This is a genomic window from Priestia megaterium (assembly GCF_041941685.1).
GTDB classification, from domain to species: Bacteria; Bacillota; Bacilli; order Bacillales; family Bacillaceae_H; genus Priestia; species Priestia megaterium_C.
The window spans coordinates 3,467,948-3,482,369 of record NZ_CP130958.1; the positions used below are offsets into that span (position 1 = coordinate 3,467,948).

Annotated in this window: 17 protein-coding genes; 5 read left to right on the forward strand and 12 right to left on the reverse strand. The window is 38.5% G+C overall.

The window, feature by feature from the left end:
* Positions 1 to 109: 109 nt before the first annotated feature.
* Positions 110 to 370 (reverse strand): hypothetical protein, encoded by a 261-nt coding sequence (locus Q5794_RS18365; RefSeq protein ID WP_144634894.1) that lies wholly within the window; start codon positions 368 to 370, stop codon positions 110 to 112.
* A 257-nt stretch (positions 371 to 627) separates the two neighbouring features.
* On the opposite strand from Q5794_RS18365, the gene Q5794_RS18370 reads away from it, so the two are divergent.
* A complete protein-coding gene (locus Q5794_RS18370) occupies positions 628 to 789 on the forward strand; it encodes a hypothetical protein (RefSeq protein ID WP_214987485.1) in 162 nt (53 codons plus the stop codon).
* Positions 790 to 1,108: 319 nt separating this feature from the next.
* Here Q5794_RS18370 and Q5794_RS18375 read toward each other — a convergent pair whose 3' ends face one another.
* Complete coding sequence (locus Q5794_RS18375) at positions 1,109 to 1,723, reverse strand: TetR/AcrR family transcriptional regulator (protein ID WP_192994773.1); 615 nt, start codon at positions 1,721 to 1,723, stop codon at positions 1,109 to 1,111.
* A gap of 189 nt (positions 1,724 to 1,912) precedes the next feature.
* Here Q5794_RS18375 and kynU point away from each other — a divergent pair, with 189 nt between their 5' ends.
* The 4 genes from kynU (at position 1,913) to kynB (ending at position 6,311) form a co-directional block, all read left to right on the forward strand.
* Complete coding sequence (gene kynU / locus Q5794_RS18380; protein ID WP_214987487.1) at positions 1,913 to 3,199, forward strand: kynureninase; 1,287 nt, start codon at positions 1,913 to 1,915, stop codon at positions 3,197 to 3,199.
* A gap of 116 nt (positions 3,200 to 3,315) precedes the next feature.
* Positions 3,316 to 4,758 carry an amino acid permease gene (locus Q5794_RS18385; protein ID WP_374988271.1) on the forward strand — a complete coding sequence of 481 codons (1,443 nt, stop codon included), beginning with the start codon at positions 3,316 to 3,318 and terminating at the stop codon, positions 4,756 to 4,758.
* A 39-nt stretch (positions 4,759 to 4,797) separates the two neighbouring features.
* The gene (gene kynA / locus Q5794_RS18390) at positions 4,798 to 5,652 is read left to right on the forward strand and encodes a tryptophan 2,3-dioxygenase (protein WP_192994777.1); all 855 of its coding nucleotides are present in this window, start codon (positions 4,798 to 4,800) and stop codon (positions 5,650 to 5,652) included.
* 32 nt (positions 5,653 to 5,684) lie between these two features.
* Positions 5,685 to 6,311, forward strand: a complete 627-nt coding sequence (kynB, locus tag Q5794_RS18395; RefSeq protein WP_214987490.1) for an arylformamidase — start codon at positions 5,685 to 5,687, stop codon at positions 6,309 to 6,311.
* A gap of 116 nt (positions 6,312 to 6,427) precedes the next feature.
* On the opposite strand, the gene Q5794_RS18400 is transcribed toward kynB, so the two are convergent.
* The 10 genes from Q5794_RS18400 to Q5794_RS18445 all read right to left on the reverse strand — a co-directional run bounded on the left by Q5794_RS18400 (position 6,428) and on the right by Q5794_RS18445 (position 14,407).
* Positions 6,428 to 6,631: a 4-oxalocrotonate tautomerase gene (locus Q5794_RS18400; protein ID WP_013058272.1), complete on the reverse strand. Its 204-nt coding sequence runs from the start codon at positions 6,629 to 6,631 to the stop codon at positions 6,428 to 6,430.
* A 90-nt stretch (positions 6,632 to 6,721) separates the two neighbouring features.
* Complete coding sequence (locus tag Q5794_RS18405) at positions 6,722 to 7,510, reverse strand: 2-keto-4-pentenoate hydratase (RefSeq protein ID WP_374988272.1); 789 nt, start codon at positions 7,508 to 7,510, stop codon at positions 6,722 to 6,724.
* Positions 7,511 to 7,512: 2 nt separating this feature from the next.
* Positions 7,513 to 8,538, reverse strand: coding sequence for a 4-hydroxy-2-oxovalerate aldolase (gene dmpG, locus Q5794_RS18410; RefSeq protein WP_192994791.1), 1,026 nt, complete (start codon positions 8,536 to 8,538; stop codon positions 7,513 to 7,515).
* On the reverse strand, positions 8,528 to 9,445 hold the full coding sequence (locus Q5794_RS18415; RefSeq protein ID WP_374988273.1) for an acetaldehyde dehydrogenase (acetylating): 918 nt from the start codon (positions 9,443 to 9,445) through the stop codon (positions 8,528 to 8,530). Before Q5794_RS18415 ends, dmpG begins: the two co-directional genes overlap by 11 nt.
* Positions 9,446 to 9,468: 23 nt before the next feature.
* Complete coding sequence (locus Q5794_RS18420) at positions 9,469 to 10,248, reverse strand: 2-keto-4-pentenoate hydratase (RefSeq protein ID WP_214987493.1); 780 nt, start codon at positions 10,246 to 10,248, stop codon at positions 9,469 to 9,471.
* Positions 10,249 to 10,272: 24 nt separating this feature from the next.
* Positions 10,273 to 11,742 (reverse strand): aldehyde dehydrogenase, encoded by a 1,470-nt coding sequence (locus Q5794_RS18425; protein ID WP_374988274.1) that lies wholly within the window; start codon positions 11,740 to 11,742, stop codon positions 10,273 to 10,275.
* A complete protein-coding gene (locus Q5794_RS18430) occupies positions 11,739 to 12,212 on the reverse strand; it encodes a RidA family protein (protein ID WP_214987495.1) in 474 nt (157 codons plus the stop codon). The genes Q5794_RS18425 and Q5794_RS18430 overlap by 4 nt, the downstream gene beginning before the upstream one ends.
* Positions 12,184 to 13,227 (reverse strand): amidohydrolase family protein, encoded by a 1,044-nt coding sequence (locus tag Q5794_RS18435; protein WP_268576102.1) that lies wholly within the window; start codon positions 13,225 to 13,227, stop codon positions 12,184 to 12,186. Before Q5794_RS18435 ends, Q5794_RS18430 begins: the two co-directional genes overlap by 29 nt.
* On the reverse strand, positions 13,212 to 13,760 hold the full coding sequence (locus Q5794_RS18440) for a 3-hydroxyanthranilate 3,4-dioxygenase (protein WP_192994807.1): 549 nt from the start codon (positions 13,758 to 13,760) through the stop codon (positions 13,212 to 13,214). The genes Q5794_RS18435 and Q5794_RS18440 overlap by 16 nt, the downstream gene beginning before the upstream one ends.
* An 89-nt stretch (positions 13,761 to 13,849) precedes the next feature.
* The gene (locus Q5794_RS18445; RefSeq protein ID WP_374988275.1) at positions 13,850 to 14,407 is read right to left on the reverse strand and encodes an NADPH-dependent FMN reductase; all 558 of its coding nucleotides are present in this window, start codon (positions 14,405 to 14,407) and stop codon (positions 13,850 to 13,852) included.
* Positions 14,408 to 14,422: the final 15 nt, after the last annotated feature.

Genomic DNA, 14,422 nt, shown 5'->3' on the forward strand with positions numbered 1-14,422 from the left:
TTGAGTAGAGCAAGCTACCTCTTTCCTATTTTGGGGTAGCCCTTTTTTTATCGTGATAAAATAAAATTTTGTTTTGGATATATTTCTTCCTACCCTCGGTTTACATTCGTTATTTACGAATCTGTTCAATCTCTTCTTCTGTAAGCTCAGTTAATTCAGATATTGTTTGATTATCCATACCTTTTTGTAACATTCTTAACGCTACTCTCTTAATAGCTCTTTTTTCCCCTTGTTTTTCAGCTTTTTTTAATGTCAATTTTTCATCTACTTGGAATTCCTGGTTTACTTCATAAGTCATTAACATTTGTGGATCCTCAGTTACACGTGCCCATTCGTTCATCGCATTTTTCAAAGTTTGATCTTTCTCCATTACAACTTCCTCCAAAAATGAGTAAAATCTTCATTTCCTGACATATTAAACAACAGTAATTGTTTTACTAATTATGCGTCCTTTTTACGATACTATTCTCACTTATTCCAAAATCAAATTAATCCCATAAAGCTTGTCCGTCCACCCTAAATTTGATTCAGAAGCAACTAACAAATTATTTATTTAATTTATATGTTTTTTTCTTATAGTTGCACATATTAAAAATAATACCAGATGAAAGCGAGATGAGATAAGTAATGTCAAAACAAGGGATACAGAAAAAGAATCAGACAAGAGAGCAAGTAGAGAAGCAAGATAAAAGAAATGATGTCGAATTAGGTAATGAATTTCAAACTGGCAACACAAGTTCCCAGAGCCAGAAAAAAAGTGGCCGTCAAGTAAATAAAAAAGAAATTTAACCTTTCGAGGATAATAAGAAACCTCAGTTCAAGTCATAAATTTGAACTGAGGTTTCTTTTATAGAGTGCAGAAGACTTATGTGCAAAAGAGGCACCAAGCTAAAGAGAATTTGAATTCTATTATGAAAACAAAATTCAAATAAAAAAGAAAGTATCTCATATTAGTTAACCGTTAAGTAATGAGGAAATATTTTTTTGGAACTCTCTGTCCAAAATCAAGTCAAATTCATTCATCAACTATTTGGATTAGCTTTATAAAGTTGAACATTAATGGGATACTATATACTTGTTTCAAACAAATTCAATTTACGCACCAAAATTATAAATAGAGTCCTTTAATATAAATTGATGCGATGTTCTTAGCAATTTGTTCTACAGGATGCTCATATTCATTACGAACAATTTCCCAAAGGTACATTTCATTAGTGAAAAACCACCCTCTTGCTACTAACTCGTTATGTACATCTTTACGTGCTAATCCATTGTGCTGCGCATAGGCTATGTCTTGTGAAATTCGTTGAATAAACTTTTCCCGAATGTTCTTCCATTTCTCTGAAACGAGAGGAGAAATGCCAATAGCCTGCTCAAACACTTGCAGCATTTTTCGTTCATCCTCAGCCATTTTTAAAAACTCGTTCGTTTGTTTATGAATCATTTCTTCTGCTTCATTTATAGATGCCGGTAAAAATTCAGCCTCGGCAATTTCATAAAATTTCTCCATAACATTCTCCATTAATACAACTAAAAAGTCTTCTTTTCCTTCAAAATGAACGTATGCAGTACCATACCCAACCCTTGCCTTTTTTATTATTTGAGTGATAGTTGCTTTATGAAAACCTTCTTTTATAAATACTTCTCTTGCAGCTTCTAATAATTTTTGTCGAGTCTTTATTGAACGTAAATGCCGTTTATCTTCAATGTTATTTTCATTCATTAAGGCTCCTTCCTCCCTATCCGTTTTACTCTCTAGGATATAGAAGTTTTCACAAAACGAAAAGAAATAAAGAGAATTTATTACAAAAATTATTTTTTAAATTTTCAAAATTATATTATTGACACTGTGTCATATTCTTTGTTACGATTCTTCTAGGATACATATTAAGTAATGCAGAGGAGGAAAATTATGAAATTAAATACCTTTAAACCCACATTAGAGTATGCAAAACAGTTGGATCAAGAAGACTCACTTTCAAGTTTTCGTGACGAATTTTATTTAAAGCCTGATTCCATATATATGGATGGAAACTCATTGGGGCTTCTTTCTAAAAGAGCTGAACGCAGACTTATAGAAGTGTTAAATAATTGGAAAGAACAAGGAATTGATGGATGGACTCAAGGGAAACACCCATGGTTCTCTTTGTCCGAAAAATTAGGTGAAATGAGTGCGCCGTTAGTTGGGGCTTCCAGCGAAGAAGTCATTGTAACTGGTTCGACAACAGTTAACCTTCATCAGCTTGTAGCTACTTTCTACAACCCAAAAGGAACGCGCACAAAGATTTTAGCTGATGAATTGACCTTCCCATCTGATATTTATGCGCTTCAAAGTCAGCTGCGAACCCACGGATACAGTCCAGATACTCACCTTATACGTGTAAAAAGCCGCGATGGCCGTTTTTTAGAAGAAGATGACATTATTGAGGCTATGACCGATGAGATTGCTTTAATTATCTTACCAACTGTACTCTATCGCAGCGGCCAAATATTAGATATGGAACGATTGACGGCTGAAGCACACAAGCGTGGAATTTTGATCGGATTTGATGGCTGCCACTCTATCGGTGCGATTCCTCACTCATTTAGTAAATGGGATGTTGATTTTGCATATTGGTGTAATTATAAGCACTTAAACGGTGGACCTGGCTGTGTAGGGGGCTTATATGTAAATAAAAAACATTTTGGAACAGCACCTGGTTTAGCAGGCTGGTTTAGTTCAAAAAAAGAAAAGCAGTTTGATATGGAGCACACATTAACACCTGCTGATTCAGCCGGTGCTTATCAAATTGGAACACCCCACGTTTTAAGTCTTGCTCCTTTAATTGGATCGCTAGAAATTTTCACTGAGGCTGGTATAGATAATATTCGAGCTAAATCTCTTAAAATCAATCATTATTTAATGTATTTATTGGAAAAAGAGCTGAGTGACTTCAATTTTATCCTTGGAAGCCCTAGAGAAGATAAAAAGCGCGGAGGGCATGTAAGTCTTGAACATAAGGAAGCAGCGCGCATTTGTAAAGCATTAAAAGAGAATGGTATCATTCCAGATTTCCGCGCTCCGAATATTATTCGTCTTGCTCCTGTTGCTCTTTATACTTCTTATACAGAAGTCTGGGAAGTAGTACAAACTTTGAAAAAAATTATGAACGATAAAGAATATGAAAAATTTAAAAATGAACGTGAAGTAGTGGCGTAAAACCTAAACTACTTGTTTTTTTAACGAGAAAAGTAAGCGCTTTCTAAATCTTAAGGAAGCTATTTGACGTAGATATGCAGCCAACCATTATTTTGAAACTATGAGGGAGATGAAATATGAAAACCCACAATACTCAATTGCCAAACAAAGATGACGCAGAAAAGGGATTAAAACGAAATCTAAAAACAAGTCAATTGACGATGATTTCGATGGGCTGTGCAATTGGAACTGGACTGTTCTTAGGCAGTGGACTTGCGATTCAAACAGCTGGACCTAGTGTATTGGTTAGTTATGCTTTAGGAGCTTTTGTTGTATTACTTTTAATGGGGTGTTTGGCAGAAATGACAGTGGCCCACCCTACTTCCGGGTCGTTTGGAACAATTTCTGAAAAATATGTACATCCCCTGGCAGGATTTTTGGTTCGCTATTCATATTGGATAGCCAACGTTCTCGCCGTGGGAGTAGAAGTAAGTGCAATAGCCGTGTATATGAAGTACTGGTTTCCAAGCGTTCCGGGTATTGTCTGGATTTTAGTGTTTGCTACTATACTAATCTATGTAAACGCAACTAGTGTTAATACGTTTGCTACTTTTGAGTATTGGTTTTCTATGATAAAAATTAGTGCAATTGTGGGCTTTATTCTTTTAGGGTCCTATGTTCTGTTTGGAACAGATGCACGCCCTAATATGGGTACAGGTAATTTTGTAAATGATGGTGGATTCCTTCCTTTCGGGTGGTGGGGAATGTGGGTAGCTGTCTTTATTTCCCTCTTTAGTTTCTTAGGAACCGAAATGATTGCAGTTACAGCTGGAGAAGCAAAAGAGCCTGATATAGCCGTTCCGAAGGCTTTAAAAGCAACTGTGTTTCGTTTAACTACTTTTTACGTTTTGACTATAGGCATCATGCTAATGATTGTTCCATGGAAGTCAGCTCAAGTTGATAAAAGTCCCTTTGTAAAAGTAATGGAAATTCTGAATATCCCCGCTGCCTCTGGAATCATGAATTTTATTATTTTAACGGCTGCTTTATCAGCTATGAACAGTCAGTTATATGCTTCCACACGTATGATGTTCTCTCTCTCTCAAAGTAAACATGCACCAGCTTTTTTAGGGAGACTAAGTAAAAAAGGTGTACCGCTATGGGCCCTTGCTGTATCAACCCTGGGCATTTTTCTTGCGGCAGCAGTTAATGGACTGCTCCCAAGCTCTTCATATGCCTTTATGATGGGTATTTCAATGTTCGGAGCTATGTTCACATGGCTTATGATATTTGTTTCTCACCTCTACTTCCGAAAAAAATGGGAGAAATCTGGCGGAAGAAAATTACCGGTAAGAATGCTTGGTTTCCCCTATTTTACGATTTTAGGAATCATCTTATTACTCGGTTTGATGATTACCACTTGGTTTACAGATTTTAAAATTATGCTTCAGTTTGGAATTCCTTGGTTAGCATTCTTATCCATTGCTTATTTTATCTCTAAGAAAAGAAAAGTTAACCATCATTTTGTAGAAGATATGGCTAATAGCAGCTTAAAAGAAGAATTAGAGGAATTACGTTAACGTTCAAGTTATTTTACATAAAAACAAGGGGGATACAAAATGAAAACGACAAATAACAAGGCACCAAATGCAGTTGAACTAGAGAAAGAACTTCAAACCGACTTTCAGAAAGCCATGTCGTATGGAGATTACCTGCACCTTGATAAAATATTATCTAGTCAGCATAGACTTTCTAATCACCATGATGAAATGCTGTTTATTGTCATCCATCAAGCTAGTGAACTATGGATGAAACTAATTCTACATGAGGTAACAGCTGCTGTTCAGTGCATCCGTGCTAATAACCTGGAACCTTCATTTAAAATGTTATCACGCGTTTCAAAAATTCAGCAGCAGCTAATTCAATCTTGGAGTGTTCTCTCTACTCTAACACCAGCAGAGTACATGGAATTTAGAGATAAATTAGGTCAATCTTCCGGCTTTCAATCTTATCAAAATCGCCTAATAGAATTTGCTTTAGGAAATAAAAATGTCCATACACTATCTGTTTACCAGCATGATGCGGATTTATATCAAAAAATGCAAACGGCTCTTCATGAGCCTAGTATCTATGATGCTGCTATTCATGCTCTTATGAAACGCGGATTGCAGGTAGATCAAGAAGTCTTGCAAAGAGATTGTTCACAGCCTTACGAACCGAATGCCAGCGTAGAGGATGCGTGGCTTACCGTATACCGTAACGTTGATCAGTATTGGGACTTATACGAATTAGCAGAAAAATTAGTTGATATCGGAAATCAACAGCAAATGTGGCGATTTAGTCATATGAGTACAGTAGAAAGAATTATTGGAAACAAACAAGGTACAGGAGGATCTTCTGGAGTGAATTACTTAAAGAGAGCTCTTGATCAGCACTTCTTCCCAGAACTATGGAGCCTGCGAACGAAGCTATAAATATTCTATAAAAAGATAGAGAGGTAGTAAGAATGAGCAAATGGATTGATATTTCACAGCCTCTAGACAAAAAAACAGCAGGATGGCCTGGTGATACTCCCTTTTCTTATGAAGTGAATTGGAGTAAAGAAGAGACCGGTTCTGTAAATGTTGGAAAAATAACAATGAGTATCCATACCGGCACTCATATCGATGCACCTTTTCATTTCGACAATAATGGAAAAAAGGTTATAGATTTGGACTTAGATTTATATATTGGACGTACAAAAGTTGTCCATATTCCAGCTAATAAAAGCATTGGAATAAATGAATTGTCAGATGTTAATTTAAAAGGTGTTACACGCTTATTGATTCGAACAGACGCGTGGCAAGACCGAAGTGTTTTCCCTGAAACCATTCCTTACATTGAACCAAGCTTAGCTTCTTACCTAGCTAAGCTTGGCATTCGCCTGCTAGGCATTGATCTGCCTTCAGTAGATCCACTCGATAGTAAAGAACTAGCGGCTCACCATGAACTTGCATACCACAAAATTCATATTTTAGAAGGTGTTGTCCTAGATAAAATCCCTTCAGGAGACTATGAACTAATCGCAGCTCCCCTTCCTTTAGCTGAAGCTGATGGAAGTCCTGTGCGGGCGCTGCTGAAAAAAATCAACTAACTTAAAGCGACTATTAAAAGAACGATTCTTTTTCCTTAGATAGTTTCCGATGTATACAAAAAAGAGCGGTATATAAATATACCGCTCTTTTATTATAGCTAATCAAATTTTTTAACTTATTTCTTCTTATTCATATCTATTTCTTTCCTTGATACTCCTGCAATTCCCCAGTGCGAAGATGGAACCTCGTTGACAATGATCCTTACTCTTTCCTTTTCAACGTGAAGGCTGTTAGAAATTGCTTCGGTTACTTCTACTAACATGTTTTTAATGTCTTTTTCTTCTCTTCCTTCCAAAAGGTGAACTTGTACAATCGGCATACTATCGACTTCCCTTAAAGTTTTCTATACAACAAAGGGTCTCTATTTTTATTTTCAGTTTCAGATGAAATAATTATTAAAAAGTTCTAGTTAGCTGCAGCTGAATGATACGCTGCCTAAATCAGCGAACTGTGCATGGATACTATCACCTGATCTAAAAGAAATTGCTTCAGATACCGCTCCAGTTAATACGATATCCCCTTTTTCCAACCCTTCTTTATGCTCACCTAGTTTATTAACAGCCCAGGCGACAGCTTTAGCAGGGTGTCCTAATACGGCAGCACCCGCGCCTACCGTAGCAACCTCTCCGTTTTTAGACATCACCATTCCGATATTAGCTAGATTCACTTGGTCAGGCTTTATCCAATTGCTTCCTACAATAAAACGTGAAGACGAACAGTTGTCAGCTACTACATCAGGAAGAGTAAATTTAAAATCCAAGTAGCGGCTGTCTATAATTTCAAGAGCTGGCGCAACATATTTTACTGCTTTTAAAACATCTTCTTCAGTTAAGTTGGTTCCACAGAGGTCTTCCCCCATTAAAAAAGCAATTTCAGGCTCAGCTTTTGGGTGGATCAGCTGATTAAATACTATAGGTTCCCATTCAAGTCCCAGCATGTCGCTTGTTAAGTATCCATAAATCGCTTCATGTACCCCCATCATTTCCTGCTTAGCCTTACTTGTTAAACCAAGCTTTACACCTACTCGTTTTACACCGTCTTGTACTTTTCGTTCAATCAATTGTTTTTGCAAGCTGTAAGCTTCATCAATTGTCAAATCAGGGTAGCGTTCCGTCACTTTTGTTACTTCATACCCTTCTCTTTCTGCAGATAAAAGATAGTCAACGATTTCTAAGTTTCCACTTTTCGTTAAAGGCATTATCACATTTCCACCTTTCTTTGAGCTAACTCAGCAGCCACGTCTAGAATCATATCTTCTTGCCCGCCGACTGCTTTTCTTTTACCAAGTTCAAGTAGAATATCACGTGAATCCAAATTAAAACGCTTTGCAGCACGCTCTGCATGAAGCAAGAAACTAGAATACACGCCTGCATAACCCATTGCGAGGCTGCCTTTTCGAATTTCTTGAGAGCCTGGCAGGATAGGTCCTACTACTTCTTCAGCCAGATCCATTATTTTATATAGATCAATACCGACATCTATTCCTAAACGGTTTAACACGGCTATTAGTGCTTCAGTTTGAGTATTACCTGCTCCAGCTCCTAAACAACGAACACTTCCGTCTATTCTCGTGGCGCCTTCTTCAATAGCAGCAAGCGTATTTGCAACAGCTAACGAAAGATTGTTATGAGCGTGAAAACCTACTTCAACTTGAAGGGATTGACGAAGTGCTCTAACACGTTCACGAACTTCATGAGGCAAAAGAGCTCCTGCTGAATCAGTTATGTAAACTCCTTGTGCCCCATAGCTTTCCATTAGCTTTGCTTGCTCCACAAGCTTTTCTACGGGTGCTGAATGGGCCATCATCAGAAAACCGAAAGTTTCCATCCCTAGTTTCCGAGCATATTCAATGTGCTGAGCAGAAACATCTGCTTCCGTCACATGGGTAGCTACTCGGACTAAGCCTGCCCCAAGGCTATTTGCTTGCTTCAGCTCATGTACCGTTCCAATTCCCGGAATTAAAAGAACAGCAACGGTGGCTTGTTTCGCTTCTTCTACCGCAGCCTCAATTAATTTCATTTCGTCAACGAGGGACTTTCCGTATTGCAGAGTCGAGCCTCCTAATCCGTCTCCATGACTAACCTCGATATAGTGCATCCCTGCATCGTCCAGCGCTCTCGTTACACTTTTTACTTGTGCTTCTGTGAATTGATGTTTGACTGCGTGACTTCCATCTCGGAGGCTGACCTCTGTAATCTTAATAGGCTTATCACTGTTACGTTTCATTTGTCATAGCCCTCTCTTTCTTTATTCCTCCATATAAGCTCTCTTCGAGTTTATAGCGCGCATAATCTTCCGCAACCTTCGCTGCAGCAGCCGTCATAATATCTAAGTTACCAGCATAAGAAGGAAAATAATCTCCGGCTCCAGTTACCTCTAAAAAGACTGTTACTTGATCACTATCAAATAACGGTTCTTGCTTTAAATTATAGCCTGGTGCATATTCTTGTACTTTTTTGACCATATCCTTGATAGCCTTTTGAATAGCTTCCTTATTCATATTTTTCACTTTACAATAAATTGTATCGCGCATTAAAATAGGTGGATCAGCCGGATTTAAGAGAATAATAGCTTTTCCGCAGTCTGCACCTCCTACTTTTTCAATAGCTTTTCTTGTGGTAACAGTAAACTCATCAATATTTGCCCGTGTTCCTGGTCCAGCACTTAGGCTAGAAATAGTAGCTACAATTTCTCCATATGTTACATCTGCAACTTGGTTGATTGCATAAATGATAGGAATAGTTGCTTGGCCGCCGCACGTAATCATATTTACATTTTCTGATTCAAGATTTTCTCCAAGATTAACTGGAGGACACACGAAAGGTCCTTTGGCAGCAGGAGTTAAGTCGATAACCGTTTTTCCTAAGTCTTTTAAAATCTTTGCATGTCTAACGTGAGCCTTAGCCGATGTAGCATCAAACACAATCTCTGCCAGGTCTGGATTTTCAGCAAGAGCTTTTATTCCATTGCTGTATGTTTGATATCCTGCTTCTCTCGCTCTTTTTAGACCATCTGAATCCGGATCAATTCCAAGAACAGCTGTTAACTCGATAAATTCGCTGCGCTGAAGCTTATACATCAAATCGGTCCCAATATTTCCTGAGCCAATAATTGCGGCTTTTACTTTTTCCACTACTCTTCACCTTCTTTCCAGTATTATTCAAAACGTACGGATACTGAACCAAGAGAACCGAATTCTGCTTTTACTGTATCCCCGCTCGCAACTGGTACTGCTGCAGATAGAGCCCCTGGTAAGATTAATTCGCCGGCTTTTAAACAAATATCGAAATCAGATAGCTTATTTGCCAGCCATGCAACCGCATGTGCCGGATGTCCAAGGGCAGCTGCTCCAGCTCCTGTTGCGACGAGCTCTTTGTTTTTATAGAGAAGCATACTAGTCGTACGTAAATCGGATTGTTCAATTGTGGAATATTTATTTCCTACCACTACTTTGGCAGAAGAGCCATTGTCTGCAACCGTATCGACCAATTTGATTTTCCAATCGGCAATACGACTATCAATGACTTCGATGGTCGGCACCACGTATTTCGTTGCCATTAAGACATCTAAATAGGTAACGTTTGGCCCTTTTAAATCTTCTTCTAGAATAAATCCAATTTCCGCTTCAATTTTTGGAGCCACCATTGAATGAATGTTGATTATTTCATTATCCGTTACTTTCATATCATCAAATAAGTGTCCATAATCAGGCTCACTAACTCCTAACATATCTTGCATGGCTTTACTGGTTAGACCAACTTTTTTACCAATAATCTTTTTTCCTTCTTCCAGCTTTCTTTTTACAATCTCTAATTGAATATGGTAAGAATCAGCTACTGATAAAGCAGCATGTCGTTCTGTAATAGGAGAAATTGGCTGATTCGTCTTTTCTGCTTCTAAAAGTTCTTCTGCAAGCTCACTAATAAGTGTACGCATCCATTAATCACCTCTTTTATAGAGTTAAAGTTTCATCGTAATTGTTTTGGCTTCGGTATAAAATTCAAAGCTGTGCCGGCCGCCTTCACGACCAATTCCACTTGCTTTTGCTCCACCAAATGGCGTTCTTAAATCACGAATATACCAGCAGTTGATCCAAAGTAATCCAGCAGTAACTTGAGAAGCAACGCGTTGTGCTCTTCGTAAATCGTTTGTCCAAACGACTCCTGCTAATCCATAAATAGAATCATTGGCAATTTGAATTGCTTCCTCTTCTGTTTTAAATGGAATAACAACAAGTACAGGACCAAAAATTTCTTCTTGAGCTACACGCATTTTGTTATCTACGTCGTAAAGAACAGTCGGCTCATAAAAATTTCCTTTTTCCAAACCTTCTACTCTTTTTCCTCCGCATGCCAGCTTAGCTCCTTCCGCCAAACCAATTCGGACATATCCATCGACCGTTTCTAAGTGACTTTGTGATACAAGTGCTCCCATGTTTGTCTCTTCACTCAGAGGATCGCCTACTTTAATATTTCTTACCTCCGCCGTGAACTTTTCAAGAAACTGCTTATAAATGCTTTCTTGTACAAGTAAACGAGAACCTGCTAAGCATATCTCTCCTTGATTTCGATAGATTGCTTCGATAGATCCTTTTACTGCTTCATCCAAATCCGCATCTTCAAATACAATATTGGCTGATTTGCCTCCAAGCTCTAGCGAAACAGGAATCAGGTTTTCTGCTGCATTTCGCATGACCGTTTTTCCTGTATTACTTTCCCCTACAAATGAAATACGCCGAACGGGCGGGTGAGTAGACATAGTAGTTCCTACCGTATTCCCAGGACCCGTAATAATGTTCAACACACCAGGAGGCAATCCAGCTTCATTAGCGATTTCACCAAGCATTACTGCACTTAACGGTGTATAAGAAGCGGGCTTAATAACCACTGTATTACCAGATGCCAAAGCGGCTGAAGCTTTCCATGTCATCTGCATAAATGGTAGATTCCAAGGGATAATGAGGCTTGTAACTCCCGCTGGTGAATACTTGGCATAGGACATGACATTATGCTTTTCGTAATGTTCATGCACCATATATTTAGCCATCTCAGCAAAAAAACGGAAGTTTTGAGCTGCTCGTGGAATATCAAACTCTCGACTTTCTTTAATAGGTTTTCCTACATCTAGCGTTTCTAAATAAGCAAGTTCATCTACTTTCTCCATAATTAAGTCAGCCATTTTACAAAGGATGGCAGAGCGCTCTTCAACAGGCATCTTGCTCCAAATACCGCTTTCAAATGCACGTTGAGCTGCGTCGATAGCGCGCTTTGCATCTTCTGTGCCGCCATTAGCTACAGAAGCTAATTTCTCATTCGTTGCTGGATTAAAGGTATCAAAGGTTTGACCGGATAGAGCGTCTACGTATTCTCCATTAATAAAAAGCTTTGCATCTTTTACCGTCATTTTTTCAATAACTGCCTCTTTACTCATCGGATATCCTCCTCATCCTCAATCTCTAAAATCATTTCAATTTCTACAGCTGTGTTATTCGGGAGCTGGGCCATTCCTACAGCTGAACGGCCGTGTTTCCCTTTATCCCCAAATACTTTTACAAGTAAGTCTGAAGCGCCATCCATTACTTTAGGCTGGTCTGTAAAGTCCTCTGTACTATTTACAAAACCAAGAATTTTAACGACACGCTTCACTTTGCTTAACCCGTCTAACTCGTAACTTACCGCACTCAATACATTCAGCATGGATTGCTGAGCCGCCTTATATCCCTCTTCAATTGTTAAATCCTTGCCTAACTTGCCGTGACATTGATCTACACCTTGGCCAGCAGTAAACAATAAATTACCTGTTCGTACACAGCTGACGTAGTTTCCTACTGAAGGACGAACCTTTGACAGCGTTAAGCCAAGTTCTTGTAATCTATTCTCTGGTGTTTGTACTGTTGGCATAAATGTCACCCCTTTTCTCTTGCCCAATGTTTAAAAACTTCGCGGCATTTCCACCTAACATATCTACTCTTTGTTGTTCAGTTAAATCCAGCGTTTCATCCAGAACTTTTCCCGGAACAACTTCACGCAGTAAAAATGGATAATCCGACCCCATAAAGATTTTTTCATGTCCAAACCGTTCAATCATGTACTTTATATTTAGCGGATCGTAGTTTAACGAATCAAAATAAAATTGCTTTGCATAGTAACTAGGAGGATGTGTTGTCAGTCTAAGGTGCGGCCATACTTCCCACCCTTTATCTAATCTAGGAAGAATATAAGGGAAAGATCCTCCTCCATGTGCAAAACAGACTTTTAATTTAGGGAATTTCTCCATAATGCCGCTCCATAGAAGAGTTGCAGCTGCTAGTGCTGTTTCACTTGGCATTCCTACGGTATACATAAAGTTATGGTTTGGCATTCGATCGCGGCCTAACGTTTCCCACGGGTGAATGAAAATGGGCACTTCCCACCTTTCAGCCATTTGAAAAAACTCAATGAAAGATGGATGATCTAAATTTTGACCATTGACGTTTGTCCCAATTTCAATTCCATGCAGTTTTAATTCATTCATGCATCGTTCCATTTCTTTAACAGCCGTAGGTCCGTCTTGCATAGGAACCGTCCCTAACCCAACAAAGCGGTCAGGATACTTAGCAACTGTTTCTGCAATAAAATCATTTTGGATTTTAGCCATTTCTAATGCATGTTCGGGCTGAGCCCAATAAGAGAAAGTAACAGGGATAGGAGATAACACTTGAATATCTACTCCTTCTTTATCCATGTCAGCTATACGTTTTTCAGGGCTCCATACTTGGTCCGTTACGTCTCTGAAATTTTTCCCTCCGACCATAATCGATGCGCCGCATGTACATGTACGTTCTAGCACGGGCCAGCGTTCACCGCCATATTTTTGAGCAAAATCAGGGAAACTTTCCGGAATGATATGTGTATGAAAATCTATTCGCATTTCCATTCACTCGCTTCCGGTGCCATAACATGATTACACTTTTTACATGTGCGTAATTCTAAGCTGCTGTTGAACTCCTGAATGGCTTCTTTTACTTGAATTTCAATATTGGTTAGCTGAACTTTCACACGATGCATCTCCGCATCACATTCATCACAGAACCATACAAAGTCTTCTAACTCTCCTTCACTTCTGTTTCGCTCGATAACAATACCAATTGTATCCGCTACACGGTGTGGAGAATGCGGAACGTTTGGAGGAAGTAAATATACTTCGCCTTCTTTCACCGTTACAACTTCGCGCTTGCCTTCTTCATTAATGATTTCAACATAGCAATCGCCTTTTAATTGATAAAAGATCTCTTCAGAAGGATCTACGTGGAAGTCACGGCGTTTATTGGGTCCGCCCAAAACCATAAACATCAATTCTGAGTCTTTCCATACCACTTTATTGTTTACAGGTGGTTTTAATTGGTCTTTATGCTCTTCGATAAACTTCCAAAGATTTAATGGTTTAGATGATTGAATAGTATTTGTCATTGAGATAATCTCCTTTTAATAAATTTTAATTTTCAAAAAATAAAAGTTAGTTTGATTACACTTGAAAATATTAAAATCTTAAAATGTGATTAATTAAGGATTTCCAGCTCGCTTACTTTTAGTTTTTTCTGCATGTAGACGACTTCATTTGCTAAATTCTTAATACGATCTAACACTTCCGGATCGGCTACCTCATTCTTTTGATTAAAGTGAGTGGTATGAGCGTATACATAACTCGGTGCCACAAAAGCACGAAAGTAACCCGCAATAGGCTTTAACTGATTTTCAATAACCAGATAATGCTGATAAGTACCGCCTGTGGCGATGAACCCCATTACTTTATTTCGGAAAACCTGAGGATGTATTAAATCAAACACATTCTTAAGAGCACCGGTTATTGACCCTTGGAAGATAGGTGAACCAATTACATAAAAATCAGCGCTAGAAATAATTTCAATGACTTTTTTAGTATCTTCTGAATAAGCAGAGGGATCGCGGCCATCGCAAAATTTGATAGTGTAATCTCGTAAATCTAAAAATTCAATTTCGATGTCTGGATGCTGCAATTTAGCTTCTTCCAATACTTGTTGAACCACAGCGCCTGTTTTAGAACCTATAATCGTGCCTGATATGCCTAATAATTTCATTTTCACTTTCCTCCT